Genomic DNA, 18,332 nt, shown 5'->3' with positions numbered 1-18,332 from the left:
CTGCCTTGCGTGAAGAAGCGATGACCGGGAAGGCATCTGACTTCCCTACGCTGGCATTATCCAGATCAGGTAATACGGGTATTTCTCAGCCTTCAACGAAGAAGGGCACCCCGAGTCAAATAAAACAAAATCAAAAGCTTGCGATTAATGCTCCTCATTAATCCCTGTTCAGGATAGTAATGCCAGCGGGAAGTCTTGTAAACGATAAAAGCTGCCCTCTTGGGGCATGTATGACAGGATGAGTGACAGTTTGTGTGACACAAGTATCCATCCATTTCTTAGACTCAAGCCGTCTCGAGTATTAAAATATGGAAAATTAACTCGAGGGAGCATTATGCCAAATTCACCAGTCCTAGAATTACAGGAGCTTGCCAGTAATAGAACGAATGATATTGTGGATGTTCTTCTTAAAGCCAAGATGATAGCAGTGAATTATGAATGGGCAAGTCTTCCGCCTGGAAGGTATGGTCAGCCAGCGAAAACAAAGTCTGAAGCACTTTCTTTATACAATTATTATCTGGATGAAGAAGTTAAGGGACAAACAGATCTTCACCTTGACATTGGTTATATTACAAAAACAGCGGAGTCAGAATAATGAAAGCTTGGCCTTTTACATTATTGTTAATTTCAATAGCAACCCATGCAGACTCAAACTTTGGAGTGTGGAGTACTAGTTGTGATGATGATGGTTTTTCTATTACTATTGACAAAAACATCAATCCACTTGTTGTTAATGACAATCAGATTGTTGTCAATGTTCATTCTAACGAAATATCTAAAGAGAAAGTTGATATTTTCTACGACAGTGTAGCTGATCTTGGCCGAGGTGGAATGAATTTTGATTGGAAGAATGTAAGTTCAACTACGCCTCTGGCAGAATTAAACATCGTTAATCGAAATGGCGAATTGCGATGGAATGGATTTTACGATAGAAAGAAATCCAAATATTATTGGGTGAATGATCCTGATTTTGTACAATCTTATGCAAACAATGGCGTAATTAAATTGCATAAGTGCGAAAAAGAATGAATGTTGCGGAGGCGATCCCTCCGCGCTCTTATTTTAGGTAGTATCACTAATCCCATTGTATTCCGTCAATTACATAACAGACTGAAGATAAGGGAAATGTATGCAGATAGCGCCGGATGATACCTGAACCGCTCTTCTCATGACCAACCACCTGTTGCAAGTGCGACAAGTTACCAACCCAGCCAGCAAAACAGGTGGAAATCATTGTGTGACGGAAACTATGCACCAATCGCCTCTGTCCATAATCATCAAGGCACGGAATCCCAAGCTGATCGCGAACGTCAGCTAACACTCTGCCGATCTTCGTCATGTTCTTATCCGACACAGGCGAGAAGATTTTCTCTTTCCACTGACGATTAACGAAATCGAGGAACCCCACTCGTTCAGTTTGGGGTGGATCGCAACTTGTCGCGTTGCATTTTCGGTTTTCCCCTGCCCCCTTCTTGCTCCTGTGTATGCCAACAACAACGTGATCCATTTTTCCCTGCCGTTAGGCTGCTTGAGCGCCCAGCCAACAAATTTTCTCATTTCTGCTGCACTATATGCGCCAAATCTCGCTTTGGACGGCGCAGCCACTGCACCATCAGTCGGAGACTTCTCCAGGATGTCTTTGTTGTCGGTTAGGAAGGTTTTGAACAGCGATTTGTAAATCTTCAGATGCTTGTGGATTGACTCTGCACCAACCGAATCTTCAGGCGGCACATCATCGCACTCGAGCAATTGCTGGACAGTCATCGAACGGTAAGGCTGAACAACACGCTTAGGCAGGTTTTCAACAACTTCCATCACCTGCTTAATGTCCTGTTTGGTGATCGTCGTGACATCAGTTGTTGTACCGAGGACAATCTACAGCACTTCCATAAAGCGCTTATTGGCTTGTGAGATTGCCTTTGTCCTGTTGTGGGGTCAGTCCATAAATGACTCTGAGCTGTCTGTTAAACCCGTGGCGATTGAGAGATGGTAATATCCTGCTTTCAGATGCGTGGAACGAGAAGAAACAAGCTTGATAATTACAGGGGCTATCGTGCCGCTCTTTTGAACCGAAACCATTCTCCATAACCTTTCCATAACGCCCTAAAAACATCCACTTTTTCAGCGTGTAAGAAATAGCTCGAACAACATAATTTTTTCCGCTTTCAGTCAGTCTATTTTACGTTTCATTAATCATTAAAACTTATTTCGAATGAAATATAAAGTGTTCCCTAAACCGTTTAACCCCGATAAACATTTAGCCTCTCAATCAAGGGGTTACCGCGAAACTCGCGTTTGGCCTATCATCTTATAAGTTAATGTAAACATTGAGATATTTTCCTCCACCTCTTAAAAATTCACTTTGACTATTCATGCCATTTATGATTTAGATCAATATCCAAAAGCTCGCATTAATTGATAGTTACTGCACGTTACGAATTAAGTGATTTATTTAAAATTTAACGTAACTCCGTTATTTTAATCAGGCGTAACCAGACGTTACATCAACACGCCAGGATAGCCAGCCTTGCCCTTTTTTACTTTTTAAATGATGAGTGTTTTACAAATGAAAGTTGTTAAAAATGCCGTTACTGCTTTTGTATTTGGTGTTATTTTCACTGGCTCTATGAACGTAACTCAAGCAGCTGATGTAAACATAAACCTTAACGATAACGTATTCAATTCAGGTACTTTTATTCAGGTTCAGGGCACTGACAAAACCGCTTATAATCTGGATAATATGAAAGCTGAAAATGTAAAACAAGACGGGCAGATCTATAACTTACAAGGCGATCGTGAGCGGATGCAAAACGAGATTGACGCAAGTAATGGTAATATCAGCACTAACGCCAATAATATTTCCTCTCTTCAGACTTCTGTCTCTGGTGTCGATCATGAAGCTAAATTAGCAGGCGATCTTGCTGACACCGCTAATAAAAAAGGTGATGCGGCGTTACAGGGCGTGCTGACTAACGGAACTGCAATTACTAATATTGAAACTGTTAACGCTGTCCAGGATAGCCGCCTTGCAACTGTTGAAGCTACTAATGGTATGCAAGATGGCCGCCTGTTAGCTCTTGAGAATGCACCAAAACCAACTAATGGCGTTGATGGAAAAGACGGCGCTAAGGGTGAGAAAGGCGATACCGGCGCACAGGGCGTTGCCGGAATTAACGGACGTGACGGAGCGAATGGTAAAGACGGCAAAGATGGAAAAAATGGCGTGATGACCACTGTGACACGCACGCAGGTAGACACGACAACAAAGGCTAAAGTCGCTACTAATAGTCAGGCGGTTACGGCCGAGGCTCAGGAGCTGCAGGCGACCAAACAGACATTACAGGCTCTGAATAACAACGCTAACCAGCAATTTAAATCGCTGCGTGAGGAAGTCGATAATAACAAGAAAGAAGCAAACGCAGGTATCAGCGGCGCGATGGCGATGGCCGGTTTACCTCAGGTGCAAACAAATCAGCGCGTGATGTTCTCGGCTGGCGGTGCGACTTACAACGGTGAAAGCGCGTTAGCGGTTGGGGCGTCGGTTAACTTTAACGAACATATGGTTGGTAAAGTGAGCTTCTCTGATGACACAGCAAATAATATGGGGGCTTCAGTCGGCGTAGGGATTGGCTTTTAATAAATAACCAGTATGACAAAATACATTGTTATCTCTGTAATAGTGTATCTGATGCTTATTATCGTTGGCGCATGGTTAGGAATTATGTATCAGGCTTATTATATTTGCGGCCATTAAACCTTCTTCTATAGAATATATTTCACCAAAGGTATCATCGTAATGATAAAGTCACTCTTAGCGGTATTAATAGCAGGTGCTGCCATCCTGCTTTCTGCGTGTACTTCACCTGCTCAGCGCATGGCCGAATGTGAGCGCCAGGGCATTAGCAAAGATACCTGCTACCTGGCTGAGCAAAATCGCCAGAATGCTTATAATGAAGCCGCACAAAATGCAGCATGGGCGAACGCGCACGATGCCGCATCGGGTACGGGTATCTGGGCTAAAAAAGACGCGAAACAACATGCTCAGGCGGCCAAAGCGGTACACGCCTTTAAATGGGAAGGAATGAAGATCACAATTAAAGGCGAGATCCTGGATGTCGATGGCGTATTGGGCGCGCTGGATGAAAATGAGCCTCAGGCAAAAGTTTATTCACAAGGGCTATACACCTTCATTTACTATCCTGCTAAAGGCAAATTAGCGGTGAGTAAAGAAGGAAAGTTCGAAGGCTACGCAACAAAGATTAAATAGAAACAGAGGCGACACCTGTCGCCTTTTTAATTTGCAGGCCTTAACGTATTACTCTAGCTGCCACGCCCCGGCCTCAATAAGCGATGCGGTTCCCGTCCAGGCAAACATTGCCAGTTCGCGCGCCCCTTCATCAGGATAAATGCGGCTGCTCAGGCACGCCTCCCCTTCATTGACAAACACTTCCACTGACGAGCTGTCAACGAACAGGCGCAGGCTTAGCGTGTCGTTCAGGTTCAGCGCGACGCTTCGGGTACCGCACAGGCCATACTGCGGATAATAACGCTCCAGCACCAGGCGCTGCATCTGCGCATCAACGTAGAGACGGAATCCGTCGCCAAGACGAATGCCGTACTGCTCCGCGCTGCTGTTAGCACAGTCCCACTGCAGAATAACCTCCATCGCATCGCAGCTTTCCACCTGAACGATCTGCTGATTGTTGAGCGTGCTCACCGGCCAGGGGAACCACGCTCCCCGCAAGCTTTCCACTTCTCTGGCTGGCCGCATCTGCAGGCGGTTATCCGCGCTTAGCGTCAGTTCGCGCGGTAAAGAGAGCATGCCAGCCCACCCGTCCTGCTGTTCCGGAAGGGGAGATTCCCACATGTCCAGCCAGCCGATAACGATGCGGCGGCCGTCAGGCGTCAGGAAGCTTTGCGGCGCATAGAAATCATGCCCGCTATCCATCTCCACAAACTCACCTTCACGCACGAAAGGTTGGCCGGGCTGCCACTCCCCCAGCAGGTAACCGCTCTGGAAAAGATTGCGATTTTTGAATCCCTCCGCAGCCAGCCCCTGAGGTGAAAACATCAGCACGCGTTTGCCGTTGAGGGTGAAAAAGTCCGGGCATTCCCACATATAACCCATCTCTTTTTCAGCCACCGCAAGCACGCCCATATCCTGCCATTCGCGCAAGTCGTCAGAACGGTAAACGCGCACCTGGCCCGTCTCGCCATCCCGCGCGCCGACAACCATGTACCAGCGCTCCCCTTCCCGCCACACTTTTGGATCGCGAAAGTGATGCAGCCCAGGCGGCGTGTCAACGATCGTTCCTTGCCGCGTAAAATGGACGCCATCACGGCTGGTTGCCAGGCACTGCACCTGGTAAAGGTTAGCCTCGTCATCCGGATCGCCGTGGAATTTGTGGCCGGTATAAATCAGCGCCAGCGTATCGCCATCCACCACCGCCGAGCCGGAAAAACAGCCGTCCTTATCTTCTGGCCCTTCCGGTGCCAGTGCCACCGGGAGGTGTTCCCAGCGAACTAAATCCTTGCTGCGCGCATGGCCCCAGTGCATCGGCCCCCACTGGGTCGAGTACGGATGATGCTGGTAAAACGCGTGATACCAGCCGTCAAACCACACCAGACCATTCGGGTCGTTCATCCAGCCGGCACGCGCGGCGAGGTGGTAACGCGGATACCAGCGCAGGTTAAGATCGCCGCGTTTGGCCTGTAATGATTGTTCAGCTTTGGCAATGGAATGCATCATTTGTTTACTCTTTTCAGTCAGATAGTGGAGGGTTGCGGCATGAGCGGGTCAGAAGAAGACTTACCCGAGCGCAACAGGAAGATGGATATGAGCGTGGTGCTGAACACTAACAGCCCCATAATGAGATAGGATTGGGCAAAGCCGTATTTCTCATAGCTGTAACCCGCCAGCGGCGACAGCACAGACGCAATCACCGAGCTTGTACAGGCAAAGCCCACCAGATAGAGCGTGGAAGAGAGCCGCTTATCAAAATGTAAGCTGTTGTATTTAAATACCGAGACCAGCAATACGGGCAGTTCTACCGCGTGCAGCAGCTTGGTAATGGAGATGAGCACCGGCCCCTCAACCAGACCAGATGCCACCATACGCATTGCCATCACCATTCCCGCGAATATCAGCCCGTTTTTCGCGCCGAGGCGGTTCACCAGCCACGGGGCGCAAAACATGCCCGCCGCCTCAAGGAAAACCTGGAAGGAGTTGAGATAGCCGTACATGGCGTTCCCTTCCTGCAACGTCGGGAACTGTGATGAGAAATAGACCGGGAACTGCTGATCGTAAACGCCGTAAATGCAGGTGCCGATAACGAAAAACACCAGCGCCCAGAAACGCGGCAGCGTCAGCAGGCGCAATGCGTCTTCCAGCGTCACCTTGCCACCGGACACCGCTTCCTGCATGGCGTGCGGTGCGGAAGAGACCCGCAGGCGCGCGAGCAAAACAAAAAACACCAGCCCGGCGCCGCTCGCGACAGCGAAATTCAGCTTCGGATTGATGTTAAACAGGAGCCCCGCAAAAAAGGTTGCCGCTGCCCAGCCAAGCGATCCCCACATTCTCGCCTTGCCAAACTCAAACTGGCTCTGACGGGCCACGCGTTCGGTATAGGATTCCAGCACCCCAATCCCACCGTTAAACGTCAGGCCAATAAAAATCCCGCCGAAAATACTGCCCAGTAACACGTTAATTTGCAGCAGATAGCCAAACAGCAAAAAGGCCGGACCGGAAAGAATAAGCAGACTGGTCAGAAACCAGAGCAGGTTTTTGCGCAGGCCGAGTTTGTCCTGAATAAATCCATAGCAGATTTGAGCAAACAGTGCGGAGACGGAAAGCACGGCATAGATAACGCCCGTATCCCCCGCTTTTAACCCCACTTCCTGGTGGAGCCAGATAGAGAGCAACGAACCGGAAGATGACCAGCTGACAAAAAAGAAAAACAGTAATGCGCTCAGTAAGGGATAGCTGTGAGAGTGATGCGTTTTCATCATGGCATTCTCGTGTTGGAGTAATGATCAAATGATAACGTTAACATCCATGCTTTCTCATGCTGCCTGATTAAGATTTAAGATGTTAATCACGAAAGTTAACGTTAACATTAAGGAAGTGAGATCGCGATCATAAATTCATAACTGAGGTAAGCATGACTTAACCTGGTCATCAGCCTTCCTTTTACATCAGCGACTTAGTTGTATACCCTCTCACAGAGCATTAACGGAGTAAGAAAATGGCTTCCCTGAAGGACGTCGCAAAGCTGGCTAACGTATCGCTGATGACGGTTTCCCGCGCGCTTAACAGCCCGGAGCGCCTTAAACCGGAAACGCTGGCGCGCGTACAGTGGGCTATCGAGCAAACCAGCTACGTTCCCGATCTGTCCGCCAAGAAAATACGCGGCGCGAATGCTTCGCCTAAAACCATAGGCGTGCTGGCGCTCGATACGGTCACGACACCTTTTTCGGTGGAGATTACGCTGTCCATTGAAGAGACGGCCAGGATGCACGGCTGGAATAGCTTCGTCATGAATATGTTTGCTGACGACAATCCGGATGCCATTGTCGATCTTCTGCTCTCCCACCGGCCTGACGGGATTATCTACACCACGATGGGGTTACGTCAGGTTCCTCTTCCTGCCAAGCTGCTCACCCTCCCCTGCGTGCTGGCCAACTGTGAGAGTGTCGGTGAAAAGGTCGCCAGCTATATCCCGGATGATGAACAGGGGCAGTACGCCGCCGTCAGGGCATTACTCGCAGAAGGCTATCGGCAGCCCCTGTGTCTGCATTTACCTGTGGGCCATCTGGCCACAACCCGGCGCCGTCAGGGGCTTGAACGCGCCTGCCGTGAAGCCGGAATCGACCCGGACAGCCTGGAACATGCGTATATGGCGCACGGGGATGAGCATTATCGTGATATTCCGACCGCATTGCTGGCGCGTATCCGGAACGGCATCCCGCGGTTTGATTCCGTTATCTGCGGTAACGATCGTATCGCGTTTATGGTGTACCAGACGCTGCTGGCGCAAGGGCTTCGCATCCCTGAAGATGTCGCGGTTATCGGCTATGACAATATGGTGGGCATTGGCGAGCTGTTTTTGCCGCCTCTTTCAACGGTTCAGTTGCCCCACTACGAAATTGGTCGCCTGAGCGCCCTGCACATTATTAACGGTGAACAACACCGGGAAACGACGCGCGTTGAAAGTCCATTTTTAATGCGTGATTCCATTGCGCGCGCCATGTGACTACCGCTTTTTGTCGTTGATGGAAAAAGAAGGGGTTATGAAGGCAGCATACCCCCTTCTTTTGTCAGCCAATGGCACGATTTGTCACACTCTTTTCTGTCATTTAACAACCCGAACAAATGCCGAATAAGCAATTGTTTTTATTGCCAATAAAGTGCAATTTTCTTTTTAAAAATGGTGATATTGCCTCTCCTGTGCTCCATGTCACAAAACAGTAAACAAATTAACCATTGAGCCCCGTGACAAAAGGCTCTATATTGGCGGCGTTTTTTTCAGGCCCCATCTGTTTTTTAACTTTTTATTCAATCGTGGCTCATAGCGAAGCGGCGGTTGTAGGAGTGATATGATGACGGATAAAGTCCGTATTGACACCGTAGATGCCCACAAAAGCAACGAAACCTATCTGGCCCGTCAGGCCGAGTTTGAATCTAACGTCAGGAGTTATCCGCGCAAACTGCCTTTAGCGATTACTAAAGCAGAAGGCGTGTGGATCACCGATGCAGATAATAAAGAATACCTTGACTGTTTAGCAGGCGCAGGGACCCTTGCGCTTGGCCATAACCATCCTGATGTGCTGAAAAGCATCCAAAATGTCATTACCAGCGGCTTGCCGTTACACACTCTGGATCTGACTACGCCTCTGAAAGACGCGTTTTCTGAATATCTGCTCTCTCTGCTGCCTGGTCAGGGCAAAGAGTACTGCCTGCAGTTCACCGGTCCATCCGGTGCCGACGCCGTTGAAGCGGCGCTGAAGCTGGCGAAAAAAGTGACCGGCCGTAGCGGTATCATCAGCTTCTCCGGCGGTTACCACGGCATGACCCACGGCGCACTGTCCGTGACCGGTAACCTGTCTCCGAAAGAAGCGGTTGACGGTATGATGCCAGAAGTGCAGTTCATGCCTTACCCGCACGAGTACCGCTGCCCGCTGGGTATCGGTGGTGAAGCGGGCGTGAAAGCGCTGACTTACTACTTCGACAACCTGATCAACGACGTTGAAAGCGGCGTGCGTAAACCTGCCGCGGTGATCCTGGAAGCCGTTCAGGGCGAAGGCGGCGTGAACCCGGCTCCGGCTGAGTGGTTGCAGCGCATTCGTAAAGTGACTCAGGAACACGGCATTCTGCTGATCCTCGACGAAGTTCAGGCTGGCTTTGCCCGTACCGGTAAATTCTTCGCCTTCGAACACGCGGGCATCGAGCCAGACATCATCGTGATGTCTAAAGCGGTTGGTGGCGGTCTGCCGCTGGCCGTGCTCGGTATCAAAAAGCAGTTCGACGCATGGGCGCCAGGCCACCACACCGGTACTTTCCGCGGCAACCAGCTGGCAATGGCAACCGGCCTGACAACGCTGAAGATCCTGAAAGACCAGAACATCGCGGGCAAAGTGGCTGCACAGGGCGAATGGCTGAAAGGCCAGCTGAAAGAGATGGCAAAACGTTATCCGGTCATCGGTCACGTGCGCGGTCTGGGCATGATGATCGGTATCGAGATCGTTAAGCCACACGAAGCTGCTGACCATATGGGCTGCTTCCCTGGCGACGGCGAGTTGTCTGCGCTGATTCAGAAGAAGTGCTTTGAAGCCGGTCTGATTCTGGAGCGTGGTGGTCGTAACGGTATCGTTCTGCGCCTGCTGCCTTCCCTGCTGATCAGCGACGAAGAGCTGAAAATCTTCCTGGATAAATTCGAGCAGGCACTGCTTGCTGCGGGCGTTCGCCCGGCGTAACCGGAGTAGTTGATTACGATGTCAGATTCAAACCCAATTTTGTTCTCCTCTGCGCAGAGCATTGAAGCTTACCAGCAGGCGATTGAACAAAGCACTCAGGCTGTGATGCAGTGGCTGAAGCAGCCTGAGATGTACCAGGGCAAAACGGTCGCGGAGCTGCGCGACCGTATTAAGCTGGATTTCAACCCGAAAGGGCTGGGCAACGAAGCGGCGATTGAACGCGCCGTGGAGTTCTTCCTGAAAGACAGCTTGTCCGTTCATCACCCGCAGTGTGTGGCGCACCTGCACTGCCCAAGCCTGGTGGTAAGCCAGGCGGCGGAAGTGCTGATCAACGCCACTAACCAGAGTATGGACTCCTGGGATCAAAGCCCGTCCGCAACCATTATTGAGATCAAACTGATCGAGTGGCTGCGTACCCGCGTGGGTTATCAGGCTGGCGACGCGGGTGTCTTCACCAGCGGCGGTACCCAGAGCAACCTGATGGGTCTGATGCTGGCGCGTGACGCATTCTTCGCGCGTCAGGGCCACTCCGTTCAGCAGGACGGTCTGGTGGGCGATCTGCGCAAAATTCGCGTGCTGTGCTCCGAAAACGCACACTTCTCCGTGCAGAAAAACATGGCGCTGATGGGCCTGGGCTATCAGTCCGTAGTGCAGGTGAAAACCGACGAGTTCTCCCGCATGGATCTGACCGATCTGGCGGCGAAAATCGAGCAGTGCAACGCGAACGGGGAGCAGATTCTGGCCATCGTCGCGACGGCAGGTACTACCGATGCCGGTGCTATCGATCCGCTGCGTGCCATTGCTGAACTGGCGGCGAAGCAGAACATCTGGGTACACGTTGACGCGGCCTGGGGCGGCGCGCTGCTGATGTCCGATCAGTATCGTCACTACCTGGACGGCATCGAGCTGGTGGATTCCGTCACCCTGGACTTCCACAAGCAGTTCTTCCAGACCATCAGCTGCGGCGCGTTTCTGCTGAAAGAAGCGCGTCACTATGAGCTGATGCGCTATCAGGCGGCCTACCTGAACTCTGAGTTCGACGAAGAAGCGGGCGTGCCTAATCTGGTGTCCAAATCTCTGCAGACCACCCGTCGTTTCGACGCGCTGAAGCTGTGGATGAGCCTGGAAGCGCTGGGTCAGGAGCAATACGCGGCGATCATCGATCACGGCGTAACGCTGGCGCAGCAGGTTGCGGCCTACGTGAAAGAGCAGCCTGCTCTGGAACTGGTTATGCAGCCACAGCTGGCAAGCGTGCTGTTCCGCTTCCGTGGCCAGGTACAGATGGACGACGCGGGCATCGCCCTGCTGAACCAGAAAATTGGTGATGCGCTGCTGGAATCCGGCCGTGCAAACGTCGGTGTGACCGAGCATAACGGCATCACCTGCCTGAAGCTGACTCTGCTGAACCCAACCGTGACGCTGGAGGATATCAAAATCCTGCTGTCGCTGGTTGAGCGCACCGCGCAGGAAGTTCTCGCGAAGTAATACAAAACCCCTCTTCCGTCGGAAGAGGGGTTATCTTTATACGCCTGCCCACCACATTCTGATTTTCAATCCCCAGTAGCTCGTCCAGCCCGTTGTGGTACTGACTACTTTCCCCTTTGACACAATCACCAGCGTCGGCGTTACGCTCACCTGCCACTGCTGCGACACGGCACCGTTTGCATCGTTAATCACCGGCATACACAGGTTTTTCTTTTCAGCCCAGCGAGCGAGCTTTGCATCGTCACCGGAGCGCATGGCAATGCTTACGACGTTACCGCCCTCTTTTGCCAGCTTATCGACCGCAGGTGTCGTATAACGACAGATGCTACACCAGGTTGCCCAGACGTAAATCAGCAGGGGGCGCTCCTTGCTGAGCGCCGCGATATCGTGAATGTTACCGTCGATGCTCTGCATAGGCGTTGCGCTAAAGCTGGCGGGTAATGACGGCTTTCGGTATTGATCCACGCCCCACATAACCGCCAGCGTAAGCAGAATGAGTATGATCCCTTCCCGCGCCCAGCGGCGCAGGCGACTCAATTTACGGTTATCCATTATGACCTCTCGATTTAACGGAGGTCATCTTAGCGGGCTATTCGGCGTCATGCTGTAAAGAAGTGTCGCGTCACTTTATTCCGGGGTATAGCCGTAGTTGTAATGGCTATAACCCGAGTGGTAATAGAACGCAGCGGATTTCACAATATCATTGAGAATCGCGCCTTCAACCTGGACGCCCATCTGCTGCAGACGCTTCCGACAGTTTTCGATCTCTTTGACGCTGGTTTTACCGAAACGGGCAACCAGCAACGTGGTTGCCGCGGCTCTGGCGACGAGTAGCGCATCCGTCACGGCCAGCACCGGTGGCGTGTCGACAATCACGATGTCGTACTCTTTGTCTATTCGTGACATTACCGTCTGGAAGCGCTCATTCATAAGCAACTCGACAGGATGCGAAGGCTGAGGTCCACAGGTCAAGACATCAAAGCCACCTTTTTCGAAGTGTTGAATCGCATCCTGCCACTCTACGCTTCCCCCCAGCACGCTGGACAAGCCATGCTGGTTGTTCAGTTTGAAAATATTGTGAACATATCCCTTGCGCATATCCGCATCAATAAACAGTACCCGTTGACCTGCCTGAGCGGCAATCGACGCCAGCGAGGTGCTCACCAAAGTCTTTCCGCAGTCCTGCGAAGGGCCTGAAATCACCACTATCCGATTAACGGCATTCATCATGGTAAAATGCAGACTGGTGCGTAACCCGCGCACCGCCTCGACAAATATATCCACCGGACGGTCAACGGGCAGGAAAGGTACGTTTGACGTCCTGTGCTTCCAGTGGGAAGCAAACAGCGTCCTCCTGCGCAAATGCGTTTTTTTCCATAGCCACACTGAACGCGGGAGCGTAGCCAGAAGAGGCATTCCCTGCGCTTCCAGCTGTTCAGACGAGGTGATGCCCCGTTTAAACGCAGAGCGCACCAACACCGTTCCTGCAGAGAGCATCAATCCCACCAGCATACCGAACACAATGATAATCACTTTGTGCGGTTTGACGGGTCCAGGCTGCGTTACTGCAGGGTCAATGATCCGCACGTTTCCGATGGCGCTGGAGCGCGAGATATTCAGCTCCTGCTGACGCGTCAGCAGCTGCAGGTAGATGGTGCGCCCGGACTCAACGTCACGGCTTAAACGCAAAATTTCCTGCTGTGTAGAAGGCATGGATGAGACACGGTTATTCAGGCGCGTACGTTCCTGCTCCAGGGTCTGTTTTTTTTCCCGTAAGGCGCGGTAGGTTGGGTGATCCTTTTTGAAAAGCTGAGAAACTTCTGCTTCGCGGAACGTCAGCTCGTTAAGCTGATTTTCCACATTAACAACCTGATCGAGAACCGTCTTCGCCTCAAGGGATAGATCGACAGAATCGCGCTGCTCTCTGTAGGCGTTCAGTCGTGCTTCGGCTTCATCCAGTTCGCGCCTGATTTTAGGTAATTGGTCCTGTAAAAACGTCAGGCTGCGGGTATCTTTAGCTTCCTGGCGCGCAATATTCTGGCTGAGATAATTTTCAGCAATGGTATTGAGCACCACGGCGATCTTGTCAGGGTCCTCGCCCGTCAGCGTTAAGGTAATAATTCCGCTCTGCTTCGCCGACTCAGAAACAATGAGTCGGCGCTGAAGGGCGTTAATTGCTTCAAGCTTTGTGACGGTTTTGAGGGCAAACCGGGTGCCTGGTGCCGCACTGAGCGAGGTGACAAGCAGCGTTATTCCGTCTTTAACCAGCGTTTCCCCAACAACGCCATCAGCCTCAAGCGTTTTTCCTTCGAGGTGATACCGGCCCTGCTCCTGAACGGTCAGTAAAAGTTCCTGTGGCTTGTCTTCCAGAAGAGGAAGGGTAAGCGCGCCAATTGTCAGTTCACCGGCTTTACGCCCTCGTTCCAGCAGCGGCCCAATGACGGGCAGCACGCGCCGTTTGACGCTGTATGTTAGCCCAAGCTTATCAACGGTCTCTCCCAGAATCATCCGCGACTTGAGCAGCAAGAGTTCGGGCGCAACATCAGGTGAAAGATCGGTACCAAACTGGCTTAAACTTTTGAGCAACGAGTTGTCCTGCTTCGCTTCTATCTGCACAAGGGCATCAGCCTGATAGATCGGTGTGACGCTATACGCATAGATCCCGGCGCATACGGTGAACAGGAGCGTGATGCACGCTATCATTACCCGATGATCAAACATCTCAGCCAACAGCTGAATGAGATCAATTTCATTATCATGCGGTGTCGCAGCACCAAATTTGTCTGATTTATGAGACGACATTACTGCTTCATTCCTTGTTGACGCAAACGACGAGCCCATTCCTGACTGGCTTTTCCTAACTGCTCGAAAACATATTCGAAGGCTTCCCGGCTTTTGCGATACGGGTCGGGAATGTCCTTTGTTTCCAGCCACTGACCAAACAACAGCGATTTCCCCCGATTCTCCGGCGCCACTGAGGCAATAAAACGGAGATGCTCTGGCTCCATCACCAGAATCAAATCGGATTTTTGTAACAGATAACGTGTGACCTTACGCGCCACGTGACCTTCCAGCGAAACGCCATGACGTAAGGCGACTGCCTTTGCAGTCGCATCCGCCGGGCGTCCTTCAAGCCCGAAAATACCTGCCGAGGTCACCTGCGCGTCGGGTAGCTGCTGGCGCAACAGCCGCTCACCCATCGGTGAACGGCAAATATTGCCGGTGCAAACCACGAGAATTGAATTGAACATTATTGCGGCCACGACCTGATGTAACGGACGGTTTCGGTCAGGTCATGTACGCCACTGATGGTGGGTACCAGCTGGGCGATCACACGATTCCAGCGTGAAAGCGGTGCCGTCGTGACATAGACAATGTCGTACGGTTCCAGCTCGAATTCTGTGCTCAGCACCATGGCTGAGGCATCTTCCGCATTGAGTTGATAGATGTTGGCGATTTTATCTTTCTCGCCTTTTCGTGAAACCGGGCGAATAACAAAAATCCCGGTTGCATCGGCCATATTCTGGTTCAGCCCGCCTGCATTCCCCAGGGCTTCGGCCAGCGTCATGCCGCTACGATCCATCTTAAGGGTGCTCTGTTTAACCACCTCGCCCATCACAAACACTTTCAGCGCGTCGTTCCGGGGAACAAACAGGATATCGCCCGGATAAAGAAGCTTATTTTGGGTTAAATCGCCATGTTGCATCAGAGCATAGAGTGAAAGGCGCGAGTCCTGGCCATCATGCGTGAGCACGACGTTACGCCAGTCGGCATCCGCAGAGAGACCGCCCGCGGCGTTCACCGCATCCATTACCGTCAATGGAATATTGGTTATTGGCTGCTGGCCCGATTTCTCAACCTCTCCGGTGATATAGGCTTTTTGAGAACGGAAGGAGGCAACGCTGACGTCCACCTGAGGGCTCTCAATGACCTCATCCAGCCGCGCGGTGATCTCCTCACGTACCTGCGAAACCGTTTTGCCCGCCACTTTCAGCTTGCCGACGTAGGGGTAGAAAAGCGTACCATCGGCGTTAACCCAGTTACCCGCGTCGCTCGCGCTACGGTACTGCCCTGCGGGCGTCGTGAGTTCAGGGTGATCCCAGACGGTGACCGTCAAAATGTCCCCTGAGCCAATGCGGTATTCCCAGTTTTTGAGCTGCTCATCCAGAGTAGGATTTGCCTGAGATTTAGAAACGGGTGGGCGCAGTTTTTCAATCAATCCAGGGGTTAAAGGAAAAACTTCCACGCGTTTGTCCAGCGGATCGTTAATTTCCTCACCGGTAGTGACTTTTTTCCCGGAAAGACTTAAGTTCTGGCCTGGTGAAAATACACATCCTGTTAGCTGGCTGAGCGTCAGAAAGGACAGTAAAAGAGCAGTTGTATTTTTCATTTATATAAAATGTTGATTTATCGTTGCGCTGGATAGTTAACTCGCAAAAGAAAGCAAGCAAGTCCTTGAAATATATTTATTTATTATTTCACCGTGATACTGTAAAACACACGTTCGCTGTCGTTTAAAAAGTTAAAAAACAGCGCACAATTGCGCAAGAAAACGGAGAGTAATAATACTTTATGCGCCGCGATATTAAATGTTATCCCTTACGAAAGCATTCGCTTAACGGTGCTATTTTGACGTATAAACTTATTTTCAGAATAGATTAATAAAATAATAAAAATAACAAATATTCCGCACAATCAACATTCACCGCAATGATGTGCATCACCGTTATCGACTACCCAAACCCCTCCACTTTTGTTACATTTTTTATCAAACGCATCATGCTTTGATACTTAAAATAGACCGTCTGTCTTGTGCTGTGTGCCCTACAGACGAAAGTCTCTGAAACAATATCACTGGAGAAAAAATGGCTAAGCGTAAATTGCTGCTTCTGGGTGTATTACTGTCTCTGGCGGGCTCCGCGTTTTCTGCCCCGCAAACCGCCGCTGCGCCATCGGGCATCAAGGCCTATGAAGAACAAGAGTTCATCGCCGATTTCACGAAGTTTAAAATCGGCGATACGGCACCGGCGCAGTATCAAACGCCGGAGTACACCATTAAACAGTACCAGCTGCGTAATCTTCCGGCACCGGATGCCGGTACCCACTGGACCTACATGGGCGAAAACTACGTCCTGATTGGCGATGCAGATGGCAAAATCTACAAAGCCTACAATGGAGATATTTTCTATCATCGCTGATACGATCGTAATCCGTCCGTGGCAGGAGAGCGACCGCCCTTTCCTGCGTACGCTCTACCTCCACGCCCGGCGTGAAGCCTGGCCGTGGCTGGACAGTTCTGCGTGGCAGCTTGAAGATTTTGACGCGGCAACCCTGGACGAAGAGATTTGGGTGGCGGAGCAGGATGGGCACCGACTTGGCTTCGCCTCAGTCTGGACGAACGATAATTTTCTGCACAACCTGTTTGTCGACCCGCAGTATCAGAGCCTGGGCGTCGGACATGTGTTGCTTGAGCACGTACAGAAGACGTTTACCAGCACGGGCTCACTCAAGTGTCTGGTGAAAAATGCGCGGGCTATTACGTTTTACCAGCGGCACGGCTGGCACATTGAGGCGACGGGGAATTCTCCTGAGGGAGAGTACTATCTTATGCATTACCGGCTTGGGTAAAGTCAGGTGGCGCTTCGCTTACCTGACCTACAAAATCGTATTTCGTAGGCCGGGTAAGGCGAAGCCGCCACCCGGCAATCCAGCGCTGGGGGGTTACACCGCGCGGAAGGCGATTTCACCCGGGATCACTTCACCCTGCCAGTACAGCTGCGCCGCAACGCGCCCCGCCAGCTGGCGATACATCTCAGCGAACTCGCTGTCCGGACGGCTGACGACCGTCGGCTTCCCGCTGTCCAGATCTTCACGCAAGGAAATATGCAGCGGCATCTGCCCCAGCAGCTGGGTGTGATACTGCGCTGCCAGTTTTTCCGCCCCACCCGTACCAAAGATAGGCTCATGGTGTCCGCAGTTGCTGCAGATGTGCATGCTCATGTTCTCGACGATGCCGAGCACCGGCACTTCCACTTTCTCGAACATCACGATGCCTTTTTTGGCGTCGATCAGCGCGATATCCTGCGGCGTGGTGACCACAACGGCCCCCGTTACCGGGATGTTCTGCGCCAGCGTCAGCTGAATGTCACCGGTGCCCGGCGGCATGTCCAGCACCAGATAATCCAGATCCGGCCACATCGTTTCCTGCAGCATCTGCAGCAGCGCTTTGCTGGCCATCGGGCCGCGCCAGACCATGGCGTTATCGTCGGTCACCAGGTAACCGATGGAGTTGGTCGCCAGACCGTGCGCCACGATCGGCGCCATATGCGTGCCATCCGGCGAGGTTGGACGCTGATTTTCCGCACCCAGCATGTTTGGAATAGACGGACCGTAGATATCGGCATCCAGAATACCGACCTTTGCCCCTTCCGCCGCCAGCGCGAGCGCGAGGTTGACGGCGGTAGAGGATTTACCCACCCCACCCTTACCTGAACTCACGGCGATGATGTTTTTCACCCCGTTGACGCCCGGCTGATTTTTCACACGCTTCAGCGTGGCAATGCTGTGGCTCAGCTTCCAGTCAATCGCTTTCGCACCGGTAATGCGCAGCAGCTCGGCGCTGGTCTGCTCTTTCAGCGCGTCAAAGGCGCTGGTCCAGACGAACGGCATCTGCACTTCAACGTGCAGCGTATCGTCCAGCCACGCGACGTGGTGCAACGCTTTCAGCGTAGTGAGGTTATGTTTCAGGGTTGGATGCTGAAAGTTAGCCAGCGTCCCGGCGACCATTGCTCGTAAGGCTTCCGGTGATTTGGCCTGGGATTGAGAACTCATCCCGACTCCTTTGTTCTTGTGAATAAGACCTTAGACAAACAAGT

Annotated in this window: 16 protein-coding genes, 1 pseudogene and 1 riboswitch; of the genes and pseudogenes, 9 read left to right on the top strand and 8 right to left on the bottom strand. The window is 51.7% G+C overall.

Annotation, left to right across the window (positions count from 1 at the left end):
• Nucleotides 1-25: 25 nt before the first annotated feature.
• Nucleotides 26-123: riboswitch (TPP riboswitch) on the bottom strand.
• A gap of 211 nt (nucleotides 124-334) precedes the next feature.
• Both IM294_RS18140 and IM294_RS18135 read left to right on the top strand, forming a co-directional pair.
• The gene (locus IM294_RS18140; RefSeq protein ID WP_185860352.1) at nucleotides 335-595 is read left to right on the top strand and encodes a hypothetical protein; all 261 of its coding nucleotides are present in this window, start codon (nucleotides 335-337) and stop codon (nucleotides 593-595) included.
• Nucleotides 595-1,029, top strand: coding sequence for a hypothetical protein (locus tag IM294_RS18135; protein ID WP_126818227.1), 435 nt, complete (start codon nucleotides 595-597; stop codon nucleotides 1,027-1,029). The genes IM294_RS18140 and IM294_RS18135 overlap by 1 nt, the downstream gene beginning before the upstream one ends.
• A 46-nt stretch (nucleotides 1,030-1,075) precedes the next feature.
• Here IM294_RS18135 and IM294_RS18130 read toward each other — a convergent pair.
• Nucleotides 1,076-1,929, bottom strand: a pseudogene (locus tag IM294_RS18130) (integrase); the annotation flags it as partial.
• A 637-nt stretch (nucleotides 1,930-2,566) separates the two neighbouring features.
• Here IM294_RS18130 and IM294_RS22125 point away from each other — a divergent pair.
• Together IM294_RS22125 and IM294_RS18120 are read left to right on the top strand one after the other, a co-directional pair.
• The gene (locus IM294_RS22125; protein WP_227015683.1) at nucleotides 2,567-3,637 is read left to right on the top strand and encodes a YadA C-terminal domain-containing protein; all 1,071 of its coding nucleotides are present in this window, start codon (nucleotides 2,567-2,569) and stop codon (nucleotides 3,635-3,637) included.
• A gap of 159 nt (nucleotides 3,638-3,796) precedes the next feature.
• Nucleotides 3,797-4,267 carry a hypothetical protein gene (locus IM294_RS18120; protein ID WP_126818226.1) on the top strand — a complete coding sequence of 157 codons (471 nt, stop codon included), beginning with the start codon at nucleotides 3,797-3,799 and terminating at the stop codon, nucleotides 4,265-4,267.
• 48 nt (nucleotides 4,268-4,315) lie between these two features.
• Here IM294_RS18120 and IM294_RS18115 read toward each other — a convergent pair whose 3' ends face one another.
• Nucleotides 4,316-5,749 (bottom strand): glycoside hydrolase family 32 protein, encoded by a 1,434-nt coding sequence (locus IM294_RS18115; protein ID WP_193360374.1) that lies wholly within the window; start codon nucleotides 5,747-5,749, stop codon nucleotides 4,316-4,318.
• A 17-nt stretch (nucleotides 5,750-5,766) separates the two neighbouring features.
• Nucleotides 5,767-7,008 carry an MFS transporter gene (locus IM294_RS18110; RefSeq protein WP_126818224.1) on the bottom strand — a complete coding sequence of 414 codons (1,242 nt, stop codon included), beginning with the start codon at nucleotides 7,006-7,008 and terminating at the stop codon, nucleotides 5,767-5,769.
• A 236-nt stretch (nucleotides 7,009-7,244) separates the two neighbouring features.
• Between IM294_RS18110 and IM294_RS18105 the strand changes: the two genes are divergently transcribed.
• The 3 genes from IM294_RS18105 to IM294_RS18095 all read left to right on the top strand — a co-directional run bounded on the left by IM294_RS18105 (nucleotide 7,245) and on the right by IM294_RS18095 (nucleotide 11,457).
• Nucleotides 7,245-8,252: a LacI family DNA-binding transcriptional regulator gene (locus IM294_RS18105; RefSeq protein ID WP_126818223.1), complete on the top strand. Its 1,008-nt coding sequence runs from the start codon at nucleotides 7,245-7,247 to the stop codon at nucleotides 8,250-8,252.
• Nucleotides 8,253-8,595: 343 nt separating this feature from the next.
• Nucleotides 8,596-9,972 (top strand): diaminobutyrate--2-oxoglutarate transaminase, encoded by a 1,377-nt coding sequence (locus tag IM294_RS18100; RefSeq protein ID WP_014884533.1) that lies wholly within the window; start codon nucleotides 8,596-8,598, stop codon nucleotides 9,970-9,972.
• A gap of 18 nt (nucleotides 9,973-9,990) precedes the next feature.
• The gene (locus tag IM294_RS18095; protein ID WP_028013828.1) at nucleotides 9,991-11,457 is read left to right on the top strand and encodes an aspartate aminotransferase family protein; all 1,467 of its coding nucleotides are present in this window, start codon (nucleotides 9,991-9,993) and stop codon (nucleotides 11,455-11,457) included.
• A gap of 36 nt (nucleotides 11,458-11,493) precedes the next feature.
• On the opposite strand, the gene IM294_RS18090 is transcribed toward IM294_RS18095, so the two are convergent.
• The 4 genes from IM294_RS18090 to IM294_RS18075 form a co-directional block, all read right to left on the bottom strand.
• Nucleotides 11,494-12,009, bottom strand: coding sequence for a protein disulfide oxidoreductase (locus IM294_RS18090; RefSeq protein WP_126818222.1), 516 nt, complete (start codon nucleotides 12,007-12,009; stop codon nucleotides 11,494-11,496).
• A gap of 75 nt (nucleotides 12,010-12,084) precedes the next feature.
• Nucleotides 12,085-14,259 (bottom strand): polysaccharide biosynthesis tyrosine autokinase, encoded by a 2,175-nt coding sequence (locus IM294_RS18085; RefSeq protein WP_126818221.1) that lies wholly within the window; start codon nucleotides 14,257-14,259, stop codon nucleotides 12,085-12,087.
• Nucleotides 14,259-14,708: a protein tyrosine phosphatase gene (locus IM294_RS18080; protein WP_126818220.1), complete on the bottom strand. Its 450-nt coding sequence runs from the start codon at nucleotides 14,706-14,708 to the stop codon at nucleotides 14,259-14,261. The genes IM294_RS18085 and IM294_RS18080 overlap by 1 nt, the downstream gene beginning before the upstream one ends.
• Nucleotides 14,708-15,847 (bottom strand): polysaccharide export protein, encoded by a 1,140-nt coding sequence (locus IM294_RS18075; protein WP_028013832.1) that lies wholly within the window; start codon nucleotides 15,845-15,847, stop codon nucleotides 14,708-14,710. The genes IM294_RS18080 and IM294_RS18075 overlap by 1 nt, the downstream gene beginning before the upstream one ends.
• A gap of 475 nt (nucleotides 15,848-16,322) precedes the next feature.
• Between IM294_RS18075 and IM294_RS18070 the strand changes: the two genes are divergently transcribed.
• Nucleotides 16,323-16,655 carry an RcnB family protein gene (locus tag IM294_RS18070; RefSeq protein ID WP_008500887.1) on the top strand — a complete coding sequence of 111 codons (333 nt, stop codon included), beginning with the start codon at nucleotides 16,323-16,325 and terminating at the stop codon, nucleotides 16,653-16,655.
• Nucleotides 16,606-17,085, top strand: coding sequence for a GNAT family N-acetyltransferase (locus IM294_RS18065; protein ID WP_045259769.1), 480 nt, complete (start codon nucleotides 16,606-16,608; stop codon nucleotides 17,083-17,085). The genes IM294_RS18070 and IM294_RS18065 overlap by 50 nt, the downstream gene beginning before the upstream one ends.
• Nucleotides 17,086-17,178: 93 nt before the next feature.
• On the opposite strand, the gene apbC is transcribed toward IM294_RS18065, so the two are convergent.
• Nucleotides 17,179-18,288, bottom strand: coding sequence for an iron-sulfur cluster carrier protein ApbC (apbC, locus tag IM294_RS18060; RefSeq protein ID WP_028013834.1), 1,110 nt, complete (start codon nucleotides 18,286-18,288; stop codon nucleotides 17,179-17,181).
• Nucleotides 18,289-18,332: the final 44 nt, after the last annotated feature.

The sequence above is a fragment of the Enterobacter cloacae complex sp. P43RS genome (genome assembly GCF_014930585.1).
GTDB classification, from domain to species: Bacteria; Pseudomonadota; Gammaproteobacteria; order Enterobacterales; family Enterobacteriaceae; genus Enterobacter; species Enterobacter bugandensis.
Note: the sequence above shows the minus strand (reverse complement) of the source record. Positions and strands in the feature narration are given on the sequence as shown.

What these genes read in the sequence shown, in the direction of transcription:
- IM294_RS18140 (WP_185860352.1), top strand. Translation starts at nt 335, where the DNA reads ATGCCAAATTCACCAGTCCTAGAATTACAGGAGCTTGCCAGTAATAGA.
- IM294_RS18135 (WP_126818227.1), top strand. Translation starts at nt 595, where the DNA reads ATGAAAGCTTGGCCTTTTACATTATTGTTAATTTCAATAGCAACCCAT.
- IM294_RS22125 (WP_227015683.1), top strand. Translation starts at nt 2,567, where the DNA reads ATGAAAGTTGTTAAAAATGCCGTTACTGCTTTTGTATTTGGTGTTATT.
- IM294_RS18120 (WP_126818226.1), top strand. Translation starts at nt 3,797, where the DNA reads ATGATAAAGTCACTCTTAGCGGTATTAATAGCAGGTGCTGCCATCCTG.
- IM294_RS18115 (WP_193360374.1), bottom strand. Translation starts at nt 5,749, where the DNA reads ATGATGCATTCCATTGCCAAAGCTGAACAATCATTACAGGCCAAACGC.
- IM294_RS18110 (WP_126818224.1), bottom strand. Translation starts at nt 7,008, where the DNA reads ATGATGAAAACGCATCACTCTCACAGCTATCCCTTACTGAGCGCATTA.
- IM294_RS18105 (WP_126818223.1), top strand. Translation starts at nt 7,245, where the DNA reads ATGGCTTCCCTGAAGGACGTCGCAAAGCTGGCTAACGTATCGCTGATG.
- IM294_RS18100 (WP_014884533.1), top strand. Translation starts at nt 8,596, where the DNA reads ATGATGACGGATAAAGTCCGTATTGACACCGTAGATGCCCACAAAAGC.
- IM294_RS18095 (WP_028013828.1), top strand. Translation starts at nt 9,991, where the DNA reads ATGTCAGATTCAAACCCAATTTTGTTCTCCTCTGCGCAGAGCATTGAA.
- IM294_RS18090 (WP_126818222.1), bottom strand. Translation starts at nt 12,009, where the DNA reads ATGGATAACCGTAAATTGAGTCGCCTGCGCCGCTGGGCGCGGGAAGGG.
- IM294_RS18085 (WP_126818221.1), bottom strand. Translation starts at nt 14,259, where the DNA reads ATGTCGTCTCATAAATCAGACAAATTTGGTGCTGCGACACCGCATGAT.
- IM294_RS18080 (WP_126818220.1), bottom strand. Translation starts at nt 14,708, where the DNA reads ATGTTCAATTCAATTCTCGTGGTTTGCACCGGCAATATTTGCCGTTCA.
- IM294_RS18075 (WP_028013832.1), bottom strand. Translation starts at nt 15,847, where the DNA reads ATGAAAAATACAACTGCTCTTTTACTGTCCTTTCTGACGCTCAGCCAG.
- IM294_RS18070 (WP_008500887.1), top strand. Translation starts at nt 16,323, where the DNA reads ATGGCTAAGCGTAAATTGCTGCTTCTGGGTGTATTACTGTCTCTGGCG.
- IM294_RS18065 (WP_045259769.1), top strand. Translation starts at nt 16,606, where the DNA reads ATGGCAAAATCTACAAAGCCTACAATGGAGATATTTTCTATCATCGCT.
- apbC (WP_028013834.1), bottom strand. Translation starts at nt 18,288, where the DNA reads ATGAGTTCTCAATCCCAGGCCAAATCACCGGAAGCCTTACGAGCAATG.